Source organism: Riemerella anatipestifer (assembly GCF_035666175.1).
Classification (GTDB): domain Bacteria; phylum Bacteroidota; class Bacteroidia; order Flavobacteriales; family Weeksellaceae; genus Riemerella; species Riemerella anatipestifer_D.
Genome location: NZ_CP142016.1, coordinates 1,234,011 through 1,249,717 on the forward strand (window position 1 = coordinate 1,234,011; position 15,707 = coordinate 1,249,717).

Sequence of the window (15,707 nt, forward strand, 5' to 3'; positions counted from 1 at the left end):
AAAAAATCTCAAAAACTTGCACACTTCTACAAAAGGTTATAAGTTTGTTCCAGTTTTATGACACGCAATACCAATAACATACAACTAAGTGTAAAAAAGTTACAAGATTATTTGGCTATCTCAAATAATTTCGTAAACACACAATAGTTTCGTGGGTATGCGTCGTATTATCTAGAAAATTCTTTAGACTTTTATTGTTGATAAATAGACTCCCCCAACACAGGTTGGGGGTATTTTGCGTTTAGCATACGCTAAGTTTTGTTTTCATAAATACCTGCTAGAAGCCTCCTTAGTTCATAAGTTTAATTTGTTGTTTTGATTAGGGGTTTCTAGCGTACAGAAGGGATATTTTGCCCATTCTGTCTTAGTCTTAGTCTTCCTCCTCGTTTTTTGTGTGTGTTGAGAGGAGGGAGGTATTTTTTTAAGGCTAGAAGCGAGATATAAGAGTTTAGAACTTAGTATAGCCTCACCAATCCTTAAACCGAACCTCCAACCTCTAATACCCAATATCTAACCTCTAATATCTAATATCTATAACCCTTTAAATATTAAACCTTATGAAAAAGATTTTATTATGTGTGGTGTTTCTGCCTTTAGTGCTGAACGCCCAAGATTACAGCGGCAGAGTGGGCATCAATACCAAAGAGCCACAAGCCACTTTAGATATTTCCAAGAAAGAATTAAATACACTCCCAAGTGGTCATACGCAGGGCGTATTATTTCCAGAGTTTAGCACTACCGAGCGTTCTACCTTTACCAACCCTAAAAAAGGTACGGTAATTTACAACGCAGACAAAAAATGCTTAGAAATGTACTTGGGCTTAGATTCAGACGTCCACCAATGGGCATGTTTGCCCGATGTAGGGAGTAGCAAAGCCCAAAGCGTAGCGGTAACCCCTCAAGGGTTTGAGGGCTCTTATGTGGGTGGTATTCCGCTTATCGCTACCAATAAAGTCAAATTTAAGTTAGAAAACAATTCGTTTAGTAGCGTTAATTCTTCATTTGCCGATGCGGTAAATATTCAGAATGGCAACGCTAGCATTAGTATTACCAGTTGTAGTTGGACGCTACTGCCTTCGGGTACTGGGGGTAATTGTTTTGGAAGTAATACCGTTAATTTAGCTTCGGGTCAGGCAGCATTATTAACTTACACCATGAGTGGCACGCCCGAAACAGGCACTTTGACGGCTAATTTTAGCAAACTCGGCGCCCAAGCCGACCAACAGACCCAAGTCGGTCAAGTAGGTCTAGGTTCTGCCACCATTACCTCACCGAAGACGGAGTATGTGGTTTCGCTTACTTATAATGGGACGACTCCAAAAACAGAGGTTCAAGGTAAAATCAACAATACCACAGATAAACTCATTGTAAAAATTCCTTATACCAATGGTAGTGGTTCTTATAATGCAGTAACTTCTCAAACCATAACCACCGCATTGGGTGAGGGTAATGATACCAATACCCTAACGCTCACGATTCCTGCAGGGAACTTTGGCGTTAATGGGAATTTAGAGGCGACCATTACTGTTGGTGGAGGCGATGGGGAGTATCTCGTAAAAATGTTACCACCAGGGCAAGAGTACGAAATAGCAACCATACCTTACACACTAAACGGACAGCAGTATAGTGTAGTACTTAAAGGCACTGGCGGTATTCCTGACCGTTGTTTTGGTAAAACCACTTTTGACTGTGTGGGTTATGGTTCAACTACAGAAAAAGAACACCAGTTTATCTATCTTCCTATCCAAGGACCAGATGGAAAAACTTGGCTTAACAACAACCTTGGGGCGGAGTATGCTCGCGTAGGTTCTCAATGGTTTAACCCAACGCGTCAAGCAGGGGCTTTAGATTATACAAAAACCACCACCGCAGAACCGCTTTCTACCCCTACTGCGGAGCAGATTAAAAAAGACTGGCGGGCGTACGGTTCATTGTTCCAATGGCAGCGTAACCCTGATGGGCACGAACTCATCACTTGGACAAATGCCACAAGTGGCACACCTAAATACTCAGGTTCTGGTTCTGTATCCTCATCTTGGACTAATGCAGGGACGAATAAGTTTATTCCTTATAGTGGTTCACCTTATTCGTGGGTAAATAGTAGTTTAAACACTTCAGGACCTCATAATTTATGGCAGGTGAATGGTTCTAACAATCCTTGTCCTTCGGGTTATCACGTTCCTACTCACGCGGAGCAGAAGGCTTTGCATAATGCGATTTTAGGTTATGATGCAGGTACTTCATCTACAGGTTCTAATAAGATGTGGAACGAGCAAGTGCTCCGCCTGCCGGCCAGTAGTTTCCGCAACATCAATGCCACGCTCAGCCTTCAGAGCAGCAACGGTTGGCTGTGGAGCAGCGAGCAGTACGATAGCAACTACACGTGGCACCTATGGTTCAATAGTGGCGATAGCAACGCGGGCAGCTACAACCCTAGTGCGAACGGCTTTAGCGTCCGCTGCCTCAAGGATTAACCGTGCGTTCTCGGCGGTTTGCCGCCAGCCCGCCGAAGGCAAGCTGGCGGGAGTTTGTAAAGAAATGTAAAAAACCACCAGTGGTTTTTGGTTTCGCGGGCGGGCAAGCCCGCCCGCGAAACTCACCGAAATAAAAATACAACCCAAGAGCCGCTCTTAGGAAAGTAAAAGCGGCTTAGCGAAGAGAAAAAATAGCCGGGGAGCACCGCCCACTTACTTAGAAATGGGGCAACCCGTTTTTAGGGGGCACTTCGGCGTTTTTCTCCAAGCGGAGTTCTTTGACACATCAGATAATTAAGAAAAAGAAGCCGGTAGCCATTGGAGTCAGGAGGGCTCTTCCATCCGGGTATGAAAAACAAAACTAATGCAGGTGCGGAGGCTTTCCCTATCCTGCACCAAGGCATTAGTGGCGGCTGAACCTCTTGAGCTTGGCTATTAAGAGTGTGCCTTTTTAGGCGGCACTTTGGCTGGTAGTTAATCCAGACCTGCCCCTGTGGCAGCCTACGCCATAGGGATAAGAGTGAGGAGTGGGCATTCGCTGCTTTCCAAAGGCTTGGGAAGCAGTCGCCAGCAGGTCTTTTTTTGCGTCGGGCTTGGCGGGCTTGGCGGGCTTTGCCGTCTGGCGTCGCCGCACGGCTTAGCCCTTCGGGAGGAGGGCTAAGCCTGCCGGCCGGTGGTTACCGCAACGCCTACAGTGCCACGCTCCTCCTTCAGAGCAGCAACGGTTGGCTGTGGAGCAGCGAGCAGAACAATAGCAACAACTCGTGGAACCTATGGTTCAATAGCGGCAATAGCAACGCGGGCAACAACAACAATCGTGCAAACGGCTTTAGCGTCCGCTGCCTCAAGGACTAATACCGCCAAAAGGAGAACCGCAAGGGTTTGGTGCTTTTTCTACAGAGGCTTGCCTCTGTGTTATCTGGTGTGCAAGAACTTTTTTTTATCCTATACATAATCCCTAAAATAAACTCGTTGTGCATTTTAAATAATACTGATTTTTAGATGATTTAATTTTCTTTGGAAGATAAATTTATTGATATATTGAATAACCGTTGCGGCGGTTATTTTACTGATTATCCTTGTTTTAAAGCCTTCAAAAGTTTTAGCATTGTTTCTTTTAATCATAAATTGGTCGCAAAGTTGAGAGAAAAATGTCTCAATTCGTTTTCGCTTTTTCTTGTACAATGAAAATTGAGGAATATAATCTTTCTGATTACTTCTCATTGGTGTATCTAATTTAATATTAGCATAGTTAAATAAATCTATTTGAACTTTTGCTGATAAATAGCCTCTATCTCCAATTAAAGTACAGTTTCGCATTTGCTCACCAATATCTTTTAAATAGTGGATGTCGTGAACGGATGCAGGGCTTATATCAAAATTCTTAATCACACCATTTAAAGAACATACTGCGTGTAGTTTATAGCCATAGAAATATAATTTCTGTGAAGCACAATAACCATATGTTGGTGAAGAATAGGATTGCTCTTTACAAATTTTTGAACGAGTAGAACGAGCGTTTTCACAAACTTTCATTGGCATGCTATCAACGATAAAAATATCTTCAAACTCATTGAACTCCATCGAAATACGCTGTCTAATTTGCTCTGTTTGTAGGGATAGTCTTCGTTTTCGCTTATTGTAAACACTTCTTTCAATTTTGTTTATCAGAGAGTTTGGCAATTTTCTAAATAACTGTAATTCGCTATCAATACTCAAGTATTCAGCAGTAATATTAAGACTTATGACTTCTAAATCGCTCATTTTAGGTGTTCTTCTCTGATAACTAATCAGTTGATTTTCTGAAAAAAGTCCTAAAACTTCCAAAATTCTTTCATATATTTGCTCTATGTTGTTCATTTATACCGTTTTATAGCAAAAACAATATACTGATTTTCAGTCTAATAAACAACTCTTGTTTTTTTCATTTCATAATGCACAACGGGTGATGAAAATATTATAATGGTTGAAAAAATAAATTCATTTGTAAGTGAGGTATCTTGCAACCCATATTATAAAGGTTATGCTATTTTTACAGGAACAAATACTGGGTACGGTTTTTATGGACATGGGGTAGCTACCCGTAAATTTTTCGTTGTAGAAGTGTATGATAGTGAAGGCTTTTTAATTGATAAAACTTCAACTTTTGACTTTAAAAATAAATCAAACTTGCAAAGATTTGATGTTCTATCTTCTAAAATAGCTAACTCAATAGCTGAGATAAAAAAGGAAGAAAGTAATGTCATTTCTAACGGGTCTGAGATGGAATTCATTAATTTTAAAAGTGATTATGTAAAAAAAATTTTTAAATATATTGGATTATATCAGGCTAGAAAACATCAAAATTGTAAATATTATGTAGTTAAACTTTGCACATTAGTTCCTTTGGATGTGTGGGAAAATGAGAATTATCATCTTACGAAAAATGTAGCTGTTTATGAAAAAATTAGGTTTGAATTATAAGTTTAATTATTATCAAATAGCATCTATCTTTAGGATATCTGTTGTACTTATTGCATTAATAGATTTTCTTGCTCTAATTTATGATTTTAGGTTGTTTTTTTTCTTCTAATGCTATTGTTCCAATTCAATTGGGTCTGGCAAATAGTCAATATTTTTCTATTTTATCTCCCCTATATGAATTAATTGAACAAAATAATATTCAATTAGATTTATTCATATATATATTGTGTGGAATATACCTATTTATATTGATGTGTTGCCTTTTAGGTTTTTACACTAGAATATCATTTCTATTTGCAATTTTACTACAATTGATAATTTTCAGATCGATTACAAATTACAATTATGGGTATGATTATTTTATAACAATGTCTTTTTACTATTGTTTAATATTTCCAGTGGGGAAAGTGTACTCTATTGATTATGGGAATAAAGACTATATTTCCAAAGTTCCAAGTTTTTTCTTTTCTCTAATAACATTTTTAAAGGTGCATTTGTGTATTGTTTATTTCACATCAGGATTGGCAAAGTGCACTGATCCTAATTGGTGGGATGGAAATGCTATTTGGAGAGCTATGGCAGATTTTGGTACAGATTTCTATATAGCCCTTATATATTGATGATTCTATCAATAGGAACTCTAATTTTAGAGTTATCTTACCCAATTTTTGCTTTTATCAAGTTTAAATTTCTTAGGAGAATACTTGTTATTGGTATAATATTTATGCACTTAGGCATTGGTATCTTTCTTGAACTTTCATCATTTGCAGCAGTAATGATTGTTTGGAATGCCATAGCGTTCTGTAAAGATTTCTCTCATGAATAAAATATTTATTTTTATATTACTTGTTTCTGCCTTTTTAAAGGGCTATAGTCAACAGTCTATAAATGGAATTGTAACTGATATATATAATCGTCCAATATCAGATGTGTCTATATTATTATATCAGCAAAATGATACTTTATCTATTAAATCACATACTACAACTAATTCCAAAGGAGAGTTTAATCTACTGATACCAGACAATAAGAGTTATCTATTTGAGGTGTCGTTACTTGGCTATAAGACTATTAAAAAAAAAATCACTCCCAATAAATCAAATTACAAAGTTCAACTTGAGGAAAAATTTACCGAATTACAAGAGTTGGTAATAACTGCTACAGTTTTGAGAGATGTTATTGATTTAAAGAGGGATACTCTGAAGTTTAAAGATAATGCCACTCTAAAAGATATTTTAAAAGACAATGAAGGAATAGAAATTACTGATGGAGATGGAATAAAATATATGGGGGTTCCAATAAACAAAATATTAATTAACAAAAAAGAAGTTTTTGTTAATCAAAATTCATTAGCTATCAATAATTTAACAAATGAAATGATTGACAATATACAAGTTGTCAATAATCATAAAGATAAGTTTAATATAGATTTCGATAATTTTGAGGAAACAGTTATAAATGTAGATGTTAAAAAGAAATTTAGAGGAGCAATAAAAACAGAATTAGAAATATTGGGCGGCTATAAATATGCTTTTGATGTAAATGGGAAAAGTATGTTTTTTTCTGATAAATTTAATGCTTTTCTTATTCAAAATACAAATAATGTAAATGAAAGAAAAGCCAATCTATCAGAAATAAGTAAACGATATTCTAAACCAATAAGCTTTTATGAAAAAAATCTGAATCAAATTATTTTGGGAGGAAAAGATGTTAAAAAAGATTTATCAAATAACACTTACTTTTTGCTGAAGCGAGAGGGAGAAAAATTAAAAGGTAATTTAAATTTTGGATATTTAATAGGTAGACAAAGTATAGTAAATCAAACTGAAATTACTCAAAATTCCCATCTTCTCTCTAAAGAGAATTCTTCAATGGAGCAGAAAGGAAACTTGTTTTACGGGGATTTAAACGGAATATATATTTTGACAGGGGATTTTTCGTTATCTTTGAATTCAAAAGTAGACTTTTTGCACAATGATATAAATTGGCAAACTGATAAGAAAATCTTCCCTAGTGGTTATTTTTTTAATAATCTTAACGATAATAAAAATTATAGTTTTTTAATAGAAAATACAGTAGGTTCAAAGAAACTTTTTAATAAAAAATGGTTATTAAATACTGAACTAACACATTACTTAGAAAACAGTAACTATCAATACATTAATACTAACTCTAATCATCAAAAATTAGAATTAAAGAGTAATAACTTAAATATTTCTTCAAACTTATCTTATCAATACTCAAAAATGTTTAATCTTGAGACGGAGTTACAGTATAAAATAAACAATGAAACAGCCAGTGATATTGTTCAAAATAGTAATAGTTTGAATCGTAATTATCAATATGGTGATTTCATTTTAACTTCAAGAGGAAGAAACAATAAAATATATTATTTCACCAAAATAGGAGCGGGTATTTATTCATTTAAAGAAAAATCAAAGTGGATATTTCCAATATCTATGTCATTCAATTATCGCATTTCTAGCAATAAATCCATTAATTTATCTTATGAGAATAATTGGAGCGTTGCTCCTGTAGAAAATAGTTTAAATTCTTTATATTCAGAAAATAATATATTGATATTTAGTTCTGATTTTAGAAATAATTTATCAAGAAATCAAACTTCAGTTATAGAATACAATATATCGAGCATCGCTAAATCTAAGGGTATTTCTTTTATGCTAATTGGTAATAAGCAAAATGATTTTACACAATTAGCTATAAAAGATCTTTCAAATAATTTGATTACTTATGAAAGGCTGCTATTTGATGAGAGGAATTCTGTCTATTTTAAGCATAAGTACAATAAAGGTTATTACTTTACTCCCAAATATCACCAAATAAGATGGGGGTATGATGTTGGATTTAACCTCTCTAAAGGAGATGTTTTTCATAATAATAATTATGAAAAACTAATAACTAAAAGTTATAATTTTGGGCTATCTATAGGCTTTGTTTTTCAGGATTTATTTCTAACAAATCTTTCATTAAAAAATAGCTTTAATATTACTAACTCTATTATTAGCAATTCTGCGATAAATAAGATTTCCTCTAATATCACTACATTATATATAGATAAAATTTTAGATAAATATGATTTCTCATTGGAGGCTTACAGACGACTGTTTTCCACTAACAGTAAAAATGCAGAGCGTTATGATTTGAATTTAAGTGCTCAATATAAACTAAGCAAAAATACCTCTATAAAAATACTTGGAAAATCACTATTTAGCTTGTTTAAAATAATAGATAATAACGCAAATGTTTCCACTAATTCTAGTACAGGGTATAATGTTACAATTATTAATGATAATATATTGGGATATGCTAGTATTGGAGTGAATTATAAATTTTAAGACAAATGAAATCACTTGTAGTTGTATATGATAACTGGTGTCCAAAATATAATCGTTTTGCTAAATTTGTAAAAAAGTGGGACTGGTTTGATTTAGTGAAATTTTATAAATTAAGAAATTATTATAATGATTTTTTTTTCAAGGATTTAAATAAAGAAAAATCTGAGGAACAGATGGCATCTTATGTAAACGAATGGAGATATGGTTTTGAATCTTTATATTTAATCTCTGTAAGAGTTCCATTATTTTGGCTGCTGACTCCTTTGATGTTGATCTTGAAATTAACAGGAATCGGTCAAAAAATTTATTTAGAGGTAGCTGTGAGAAGGAAAATCCACTTCCTGCACTGTGATAAAGATTGTAGGGTAGATAACAATAATAATTAAAAATCTATAAGCCTTCTATTCCAGCAGCATTTCTGCGATAAAATCTTCTGTGGTTAATCCAATAGCGAAGAAGTAATTCCTGCTAACAAAATTGTTAAAAGTCCGAGAATATCTGTACTAATTTCTAAAATCATAACTTACAAAAATTGATTACTTAATGTGAGTTTGATTTAAGGATATACATCATAAAACAAATAAACAACTGTAAATCAATTATTTTTATATATTCTGTCTATAATATAATCGCAAAAAACAGCCAACTTCTAAGTCATTAAGGTTTAGATACAAGTAAAAAGCAATTTGAAAACAATATAGATGTCCTGAAAAATCCTACCTTAAGAACAAAACATTCTAATAAACAATGTATTATACCTTTTTCTTATATCGAACTCACGTTACTTAACAAATTACTCTATATAGAGTTCCATCAGATTTCAGTTTTTGCAGTTTGATTTTCTAATAAATGAAGTACATCGCTACGCTTGTAGTAGTTTTTTCGATTGATGTACGAATAAGGCAGTAAATTTCGGTCTTTGTAATTTTGAAGTGTCCGTTTGCTAATGCCCAACAACTGACAGACCTCTTGTGTGTCCAACCATTTTTTGTCCTGACAAATGGCTTGATGTGTTTCTACTACGGACTTTGTTTGTTTGAGTAAGTCCCCTAATTTTTGATTGATTTGTTCAAATATTTTTTTTTCAATAACTATCACCTCCATAATTTGGTATCTTTTTTAGCGAAGATACTTTGAATGCAATTCGGTGAAATAAAGGCGGTCGCTTTTGGAAGTGAGTGGCTGTTTTTGGAAAGGTTTACTATTACTTATAGGTGTGTTGGCTCAATTCTTCGGTGGTGATACAAATATCATAGCCTTTTAATTTCAAGCCTTTTATAAGCTCTCTGTCTCCTGTCCATATTTTATGGTGTGTATGCAGATGTAGTGCAACAAAGAAGACATCATCTATATCAATGTCCTTAACAATATCTACGGCTTTTAGAATGTCCTTTTGAGGAATTTCTTTTGTTTCTATAATGGACACATTTTCCAGTAAATTTTGGAAAATTGCCAAGACCTCTTTTTTGCTTATTTTTAGATAATCTGCAATATCCTGTGCGTGTTCTTTAATTTCTTCAATTAAGTAAGAGGGAGCGGTAAATTGAATAGTTCTTTTTTCTCTTAAAATACTGGCAATTTTACCCTTTGGAGCAATAATAGCACTATAAAAAATATTACTATCGGTAATAACAATCATAGTACAATATTATGCTCTGCGAGTAACCTTTGGGTTAATTTTCTATTGGTTTCTTGCGAGATTTTTTTTATGAAAGAAGCCTTGCTTTCTGTCGTTTTTATAGAAATTTCTTGGTCAATATTAACCACCTTAACTCCTGATTGATTTCTAAACAAATCAACCATCTCCAAAAAGGCTTTTCCTTTTTTGGTATTTGGATTCACTTCTATGGTTAGTATTCTAGGCATAACAGATAAATCTTTTAACAAAGATAAAAAAGATTTTCCATAAAAAATAAAAAATTGAAAAAATATTAGTTTATAATCATTTATTGTTCTTTTGTTCAATTCTCTCAGGTTCTTTTTTATCTGTTTCTTTATTTATACTTCTATAAGATGCAATACTCATTAGTAAACCAAGTAAAATAAATGCCCAAGCAATCAACTTACCAAATTTTTCTAAAATCCTTACGATAACTGCCTTTTCGTAACTTGAAAAGCCTTCTATTCCAGCGGCATTTCTGCGATAAAATCTTCTGCGGTTAATCCAATAGCGTAAAGCAATTCCTGCTAATAAAATTACTATACCAAAATAAAGCCCGAAAGAATCTGTATTAATTGCTAAAATCATAACTTACAAAAATTGATTACTTAACAAAAATAATACATTACCTATAAAAAAACAAAACCCTTGATAAATTCAAGGGTTTGTAGCTATACTAAATTTTATCTGTCATTTTATTCCGTTTTCTCCTCTTTCTTAGCATTAAATTCAAAGCGTAGCTTTTGTTCTTTGCCTTTACTGTCGGCAATCCAAACCTCAAAACTTTGCGTATTGTTAGACAGAGAAGTGTAATACAATCTAAAAGTTCGGTTAGGAATTACATACATATCATTCGGTAAAAAAGGCTCTTGGTTAGCCAACTTTAGCCTACCATTACCCTCAAACTGAAAGTATCTTAATGTATAAATTTCATCTTTGTACTTTTGTTCTGATACGATTTGACAGCGAATTTCTACCGTCTGTTTTTTTAGAATACTCTTAGGAACAGGCATTGTTTTGACTTCAAACGGAAAGTTGGTTTGTATATTCAGTCTATCTTCACAAGCCGTAAGCCCCAATAAAATTATTATTGCTATACTAATTTTTACAAAATGTTTCATCTCTTAATTTTTTTAAAGTTTATAAAGTCATTCTAAATCCTAAACCTATATGCGGACGCAGCTGTTCTCTCTGTGTTCCCCATAGCATTTGTGTTTACCCTTGTAGGAAGACAAGTACATCTCCTACCAGATAACGCTCTAATCGTAGCCTTGCTAATCCTCCATAAATCATAGCATCTTTATTATTGATGACCGCACCATCGAATAGCGTGTGATTTCCTTGATTGATGAGTTCGTAGCCTACTACACCGCTCAATCCAACATTTAGGGATATATTTCGGCTACTATTCCCAACAAGGTTTAACGAGTAACCACCTTCGGAAGTAAAGGTTTCAATGGGTAAATCCTGTTCTCGATAGGTATAAACATTACGAGTGTAAGCCACTGCAAACTGCCAATAATCCCTCTCACGGGTATAGTGAATGTAGCCCAATCGAATATCATAGGCTTTAGTATTGAGTGTTAAGGAAGTTGGAAGCAAGTTTATACTTGCCTCCAATCCTTGTTGCCCAGGGAATAGTTGTTGAGCGTTCAACAGACTTATTCCTCCAAGCCAACCACACATCACTAACAATAATCTTTTCATCATATTATAATTTTAGGTTGAATTGTTGTATTTCTCTTGCGTAAATTAAGTCCTCATTACCAATGGTAAAAGATTGGTAGCGACTGCCGTTTTTCTCGAAGATTTCTACCTTGAGTAATTTATCATCGTCTAAGGTTAATTGTTTTAACATATACACGGCATTGGCTTTACTTCTTGCCTCTACTCTTTGTAGTTCTTGATAAGTGCGTAAAGGCTGAATGGGAATTTCTTGAGCGACTTCCTTTTTTCCTGTGGATTTATCGACGATTTTAAAAGTGATAAAATCCACTTGATAAGGCAGACTACTTTGATTTTTTATACGCATATCAAAGTATAATTTTCCCTGATAAACATAGATTCCTCTAAGTAGAAACTGAATACCTGCATTTTTAGAACCGATATGCTTGATAAAGTTTCGTTTTTGCTGATAAATAGATTCCATAATGAGTTGAGCCACCGCAGGGGATTGGTTTCCGATATCCGTAAACAAAATATCCGTTTTGGCACTAAAATCTTCGGTATTATACTCATTCATAATGCGTTTAAAATCCATTGTGGTCGTTTCGGGAGTCGTGTTATAGAAAATATCAAAATGGTAAAAACGACCGTCTTGGGTAATTACGGATAAATTGGTTGCGGGATGAAAGTCGGGGGTTGTGGCTTTCACACGCAGAACATTTTCCGAATTTTGGGCTTTGTCGGCAATGATATGCTCACTTCCTAAATCTACATAAGTGATGGGCGAAGGAAATATCAAATGTGTGGTTTTGTCATAAGCTACTTCTAAAAAATAAGGTTCAATTTTGCCGGGCGTTTTAGATGTAGATACTTTTGTTTCTGGTATTGTATCATTTGCGTAGTAAATACTGTCCGTTTCAGAAGTTGGCGTTTCTGTTTGTGCATAGACATTCCCGATTGTAAGGAATAAGGTTGCGATTAAAAATGGGTGTAAAGATTTCATTTGTATATATTTAAAAGTTAAAAAAAATTAAGGTTTTGATACTAATAAGACTTGATACCCAGCTTTGACCTTGATTTTAGGGTGGGCTATCTTTTTGGAGATGTAGGAACTGGTACCTTGAAGCAGACCTTTCCCTGCCTCGGATAATATTTGGTCTTTGGCAGAGGAACTAAAAGTGTAATTGGTTCCTGAAGATTGACTCAATCCTGCGGCGATTTCACGAAAAGCATTAGCTCCAGGTGTATAAGGAATATAAAGCCCTCTTTGACCGTCTAAATCGTAGGCAGTTACCGATACGGGAACGATACGCCCTTGATATTCTAATGAACTAATATCTAACAATAGCCGTCCCTCATCTATCTTTGCCATAGCGGTCAAAAGCGTACCTTTAGGCAGTACCATTCCTGCCACTCGGATAGGCTCTAAAAGTCGCAAAGGAATACGGTTGTTTTTATCAATGCGTTGCTCGGTGTGAATACAGGCTTTAATACTGTTTTTGAGTATCGGTTGTTCTTCCTTTTGGCTTTCCATAGAATGAAAACCTCTTTGGTTTTGTTGTACCCAATTTTCCAATGATTTCTCATCGGATAAGGCTCTTGGAAGTTGGCTGACGACCTTATTAGAAACGCTATATACGGGCGTAATATGAGCTTCTTTATCACTCCCTATATAGGCATTGTCGTTGGCTTTTGTTTCAGAGGTTTCATCAGAAATTTCTGGTTTATCTTGTTGTAAACTGTATTTGTTCGCCAGTTGATAGGAACGCTCCATAAGTTTCATTTGGGTTTCCAAAGGGTCTTGGGGCTTGGGAGCCGTCAGTTGTTTTTTAAGCTGGTCGATTTCTTCTTGCATTTGTTTTTTTTCCTCATCAGAATCCTCCCTGTAAAAATCATCTAAGTTTCTATGAACTTTTTGGTAAGAGGTCATAGACGCATTTATGGGATCATCTTCTGGAGGTACACTTTGCGAAAAATCTCCTAAAGACTGCATTGCCATTTGCTTTTCTTTACGCTTTTGCTCTAAAAGGTCTTGTTCGTAGGCTTGTCCTTTATCTTCGGGGAGTGAAATTTCAGCCGGTTCTGGTATGAGGTCTTGCTCTACTTTTAGTTTATCATCAGAGGCATTTCCCATAAAAAATAACAGATACATACACCCCAAGAAAACTAAGCCCATCAAAGCGAAAATGAGCCATTTTTTGAGTTGTTTTCGGGTTTCTTCTCTTTGAGCTTCGCTTTGTTCTTCTTGTGCCTGTTGCTTCTCATCGGTGAGCAATACATTGTATTTTTCTGGCTCTTCTTGATTGGTTTTATTCTCTTCCATACGATTTTATTTTTAATGTAGATTAGCGTTCAACGGTTTGTATATCTTCGTTTTGTATTACTCGGAACTGCTCTATAATAAACCCTTGAGGATTGTTGTCTGAACGAACCGAATTAACTAATTGACAAGCGGTTACCAATTGCCTCTCGGTCCTATTGCTTGATCGGGTAATATATTGCTTGGCGTAGGTTTGTACTTGATAGGGATATGTGTTAAAATCGCATACAATACTATCCACTTGTATTCTTTGACGAATATTCCCCGAGATGATTCGGTTGTAATAGCCTTTTTCCGCTAAGTCATTGTAATAATTAAAGGCAGTTTTATCTGCTAAGAAAAAGGCTCTTTTCATATTGCTTTCAATAGCAGCCTTGTCAGGTGCGATATTGAAAAAGAACTCGTGAAACCGTCTGATATGCTCACGAGCTTCCACAGGACGGTTTTGTTCGGCATCTTGGGAAAGAGCTAAAATGAGGGATTTTCCATTGTCTAATACATAGATTTTTTCTCGTTGTTGTTCTGCGAAATAATACGCATAACCAATTGAAAAAAGTGTGATGACAAGGCACAGACTAGCGAAAATAATCGCATACATTCGGATTTGTTTAAATCCTGTTTCAATATTTCTTAAAATTTTAAATTCCATAATTTGATTCCATTTGAGTTTATAATATTTTAGATAGAGTAATTATGTTTCTAAATTACCCTCTGTGCTTTTATCACTATCATTATTTTCCTCTCTACTAAAAAGTTTTCCTGCAATATATCCCGCAGCTGCCCCTGCTCCTGCGGAAGCAATGTTTCCAGCTTTTTGTGCAGTTTGGTTAATATTTCTACCAAAGTTGCCCATACCTCCTGCCTGAACTACCCAGCCTGCCACTGATGGAATCGTAAAGTATCCCACGATACCAATAATCATAAAAATGATATAAACGGTATTGGAAGTGTCAGGAATAAAATCGGGGTTGGATAATTGTTCAATATCATTGGCAAGGATTAGGGTTTGCATTTTGGCAAGTAATGCACTGAATAAATCTGAAATAGGCAACCATAGATATACGCTAATATACCGAGTAAACCACTGGCTCATAGTAGATTGAAAACCGTCCCAGACGGAAAAAGCAAAGGCAATCGGTCCGAGAATAGAGAGAACGACTAAGAAAAAGGTTCGTATTGTATCAATCACCAAAGCAGCAGATTGAAAAAGAATTTCTAAGAACTCTCGGAACATATTTTTTATTTGCTGACCTATTTTATACATACTTCGTTCGGCATACATCGCTCCCGTAGTTGCTAAATCTTTGGGCGACCAACCCAATTCCTCTAACTTTTTATCAAATTCTTTATCATCGACTAAATATGAGGTTTCAGGATTTCGGAGCATCGCTTCTTTTTCTAATAGGTCTTTTTGCTCTTGTAGCTGATGTAAATTCAAAGTTTGTCCTTCTAAAATACTATGGGTTCCCGTTACGATGGGATTAAGCACAGCATTGAGCGTTCCAAGAACAATGATTGGAAAAAACATAATCGCCAGCCCAATGGCAAAAGGGCGAAGCATTGGATAAACATCAATAGGTTCTGCTCGTGCTAAGGATTGCCAGACACGCATAGCAATATAAAATAAAGCACCTAATCCGGCAATCCCACGAGCCACAGAACTCATCTGAGATGCCAAAGGCATCATCTCATCATAGAGATTGCGAAGCATCTCGTGTAGGTTGGTAAAATCAACGGCTAATATCATTGGTATAGAATTATGTTGTGAA

15 protein-coding genes are annotated in these 15,707 nt (G+C 35.0%); 4 read left to right on the forward strand and 11 right to left on the reverse strand.

Annotated features, from left to right (window positions below; all coding sequences use genetic code 11):
* Nucleotides 1-557: 557 nt before the first annotated feature.
* Nucleotides 558-2,474, forward strand: coding sequence for an FISUMP domain-containing protein (locus VIX88_RS06120; protein WP_214194175.1), 1,917 nt, complete (start codon nucleotides 558-560; stop codon nucleotides 2,472-2,474).
* Nucleotides 2,475-3,455: 981 nt separating this feature from the next.
* On the opposite strand, the gene VIX88_RS06125 is transcribed toward VIX88_RS06120, so the two are convergent.
* Nucleotides 3,456-4,334, reverse strand: coding sequence for an IS982-like element ISRa1 family transposase (locus VIX88_RS06125; protein ID WP_127919812.1), 879 nt, complete (start codon nucleotides 4,332-4,334; stop codon nucleotides 3,456-3,458).
* A gap of 102 nt (nucleotides 4,335-4,436) precedes the next feature.
* Here VIX88_RS06125 and VIX88_RS06130 point away from each other — a divergent pair, with 102 nt between their 5' ends.
* The 3 genes from VIX88_RS06130 (at nucleotide 4,437) to VIX88_RS06140 (ending at nucleotide 8,679) form a co-directional block, all read left to right on the forward strand.
* Nucleotides 4,437-4,937: a hypothetical protein gene (locus tag VIX88_RS06130; protein WP_214194177.1), complete on the forward strand. Its 501-nt coding sequence runs from the start codon at nucleotides 4,437-4,439 to the stop codon at nucleotides 4,935-4,937.
* A gap of 818 nt (nucleotides 4,938-5,755) precedes the next feature.
* Nucleotides 5,756-8,293, forward strand: a complete 2,538-nt coding sequence (locus VIX88_RS06135) for a carboxypeptidase-like regulatory domain-containing protein (protein ID WP_154212653.1) — start codon at nucleotides 5,756-5,758, stop codon at nucleotides 8,291-8,293.
* 5 nt (nucleotides 8,294-8,298) lie between these two features.
* A complete protein-coding gene (locus VIX88_RS06140; RefSeq protein WP_214194181.1) occupies nucleotides 8,299-8,679 on the forward strand; it encodes a DCC1-like thiol-disulfide oxidoreductase family protein in 381 nt (126 codons plus the stop codon).
* Between the two features lie 427 nt (nucleotides 8,680-9,106).
* Here VIX88_RS06140 and VIX88_RS06145 read toward each other — a convergent pair whose 3' ends face one another.
* The 10 genes from VIX88_RS06145 to traJ form a co-directional block, all read right to left on the reverse strand.
* Complete coding sequence (locus tag VIX88_RS06145; protein ID WP_052910107.1) at nucleotides 9,107-9,397, reverse strand: helix-turn-helix domain-containing protein; 291 nt, start codon at nucleotides 9,395-9,397, stop codon at nucleotides 9,107-9,109.
* Nucleotides 9,398-9,497: 100 nt separating this feature from the next.
* Complete coding sequence (locus VIX88_RS06150; RefSeq protein ID WP_064969506.1) at nucleotides 9,498-9,932, reverse strand: PIN domain-containing protein; 435 nt, start codon at nucleotides 9,930-9,932, stop codon at nucleotides 9,498-9,500.
* Entirely contained in the window at nucleotides 9,929-10,159 is a 231-nt protein-coding gene (locus VIX88_RS06155; protein ID WP_064969507.1) for a hypothetical protein, read from the reverse strand. Before VIX88_RS06155 ends, VIX88_RS06150 begins: the two co-directional genes overlap by 4 nt.
* Nucleotides 10,160-10,235: 76 nt before the next feature.
* Entirely contained in the window at nucleotides 10,236-10,541 is a 306-nt protein-coding gene (locus VIX88_RS06160; protein WP_052910105.1) for a hypothetical protein, read from the reverse strand.
* A gap of 107 nt (nucleotides 10,542-10,648) precedes the next feature.
* Nucleotides 10,649-11,074 (reverse strand): DUF3872 domain-containing protein, encoded by a 426-nt coding sequence (locus tag VIX88_RS06165; RefSeq protein ID WP_064969508.1) that lies wholly within the window; start codon nucleotides 11,072-11,074, stop codon nucleotides 10,649-10,651.
* A gap of 94 nt (nucleotides 11,075-11,168) precedes the next feature.
* Nucleotides 11,169-11,663, reverse strand: coding sequence for a conjugal transfer protein TraO (locus VIX88_RS06170; RefSeq protein WP_237190441.1), 495 nt, complete (start codon nucleotides 11,661-11,663; stop codon nucleotides 11,169-11,171).
* 1 nt (nucleotide 11,664) lies between these two features.
* A complete protein-coding gene (traN, locus tag VIX88_RS06175) occupies nucleotides 11,665-12,621 on the reverse strand; it encodes a conjugative transposon protein TraN (protein ID WP_064969509.1) in 957 nt (318 codons plus the stop codon).
* A gap of 27 nt (nucleotides 12,622-12,648) precedes the next feature.
* The gene (gene traM, locus VIX88_RS06180) at nucleotides 12,649-13,941 is read right to left on the reverse strand and encodes a conjugative transposon protein TraM (protein ID WP_208809446.1); all 1,293 of its coding nucleotides are present in this window, start codon (nucleotides 13,939-13,941) and stop codon (nucleotides 12,649-12,651) included.
* Between the two features lie 22 nt (nucleotides 13,942-13,963).
* A complete protein-coding gene (gene traK / locus VIX88_RS06185) occupies nucleotides 13,964-14,587 on the reverse strand; it encodes a conjugative transposon protein TraK (protein WP_064969511.1) in 624 nt (207 codons plus the stop codon).
* 42 nt (nucleotides 14,588-14,629) lie between these two features.
* Complete coding sequence (gene traJ, locus VIX88_RS06190; protein ID WP_064969512.1) at nucleotides 14,630-15,685, reverse strand: conjugative transposon protein TraJ; 1,056 nt, start codon at nucleotides 15,683-15,685, stop codon at nucleotides 14,630-14,632.
* Between the last annotated feature and the right edge of the window lie 22 nt (nucleotides 15,686-15,707).

Coding starts and splice junctions, on each gene's coding strand:
- VIX88_RS06135 (WP_154212653.1), top strand. CDS start 5,756: ATGAATAAAATATTTATTTTTATATTACTTGTTTCTGCCTTTTTAAAG.
- VIX88_RS06165 (WP_064969508.1), bottom strand. CDS start 11,074: ATGAAACATTTTGTAAAAATTAGTATAGCAATAATAATTTTATTGGGG.
- VIX88_RS06140 (WP_214194181.1), top strand. CDS start 8,299: ATGAAATCACTTGTAGTTGTATATGATAACTGGTGTCCAAAATATAAT.
- VIX88_RS06155 (WP_064969507.1), bottom strand. CDS start 10,159: ATGCCTAGAATACTAACCATAGAAGTGAATCCAAATACCAAAAAAGGA.
- VIX88_RS06130 (WP_214194177.1), top strand. CDS start 4,437: ATGGTTGAAAAAATAAATTCATTTGTAAGTGAGGTATCTTGCAACCCA.
- traM (WP_208809446.1), bottom strand. CDS start 13,941: ATGGAAGAGAATAAAACCAATCAAGAAGAGCCAGAAAAATACAATGTA.
- VIX88_RS06150 (WP_064969506.1), bottom strand. CDS start 9,932: ATGATTGTTATTACCGATAGTAATATTTTTTATAGTGCTATTATTGCT.
- VIX88_RS06125 (WP_127919812.1), bottom strand. CDS start 4,334: ATGAACAACATAGAGCAAATATATGAAAGAATTTTGGAAGTTTTAGGA.
- VIX88_RS06120 (WP_214194175.1), top strand. CDS start 558: ATGAAAAAGATTTTATTATGTGTGGTGTTTCTGCCTTTAGTGCTGAAC.
- VIX88_RS06160 (WP_052910105.1), bottom strand. CDS start 10,541: ATGATTTTAGCAATTAATACAGATTCTTTCGGGCTTTATTTTGGTATA.
- VIX88_RS06170 (WP_237190441.1), bottom strand. CDS start 11,663: ATGATGAAAAGATTATTGTTAGTGATGTGTGGTTGGCTTGGAGGAATA.
- traJ (WP_064969512.1), bottom strand. CDS start 15,685: ATGATATTAGCCGTTGATTTTACCAACCTACACGAGATGCTTCGCAAT.
- VIX88_RS06145 (WP_052910107.1), bottom strand. CDS start 9,397: ATGGAGGTGATAGTTATTGAAAAAAAAATATTTGAACAAATCAATCAA.
- traN (WP_064969509.1), bottom strand. CDS start 12,621: ATGAAATCTTTACACCCATTTTTAATCGCAACCTTATTCCTTACAATC.
- traK (WP_064969511.1), bottom strand. CDS start 14,587: ATGGAATTTAAAATTTTAAGAAATATTGAAACAGGATTTAAACAAATC.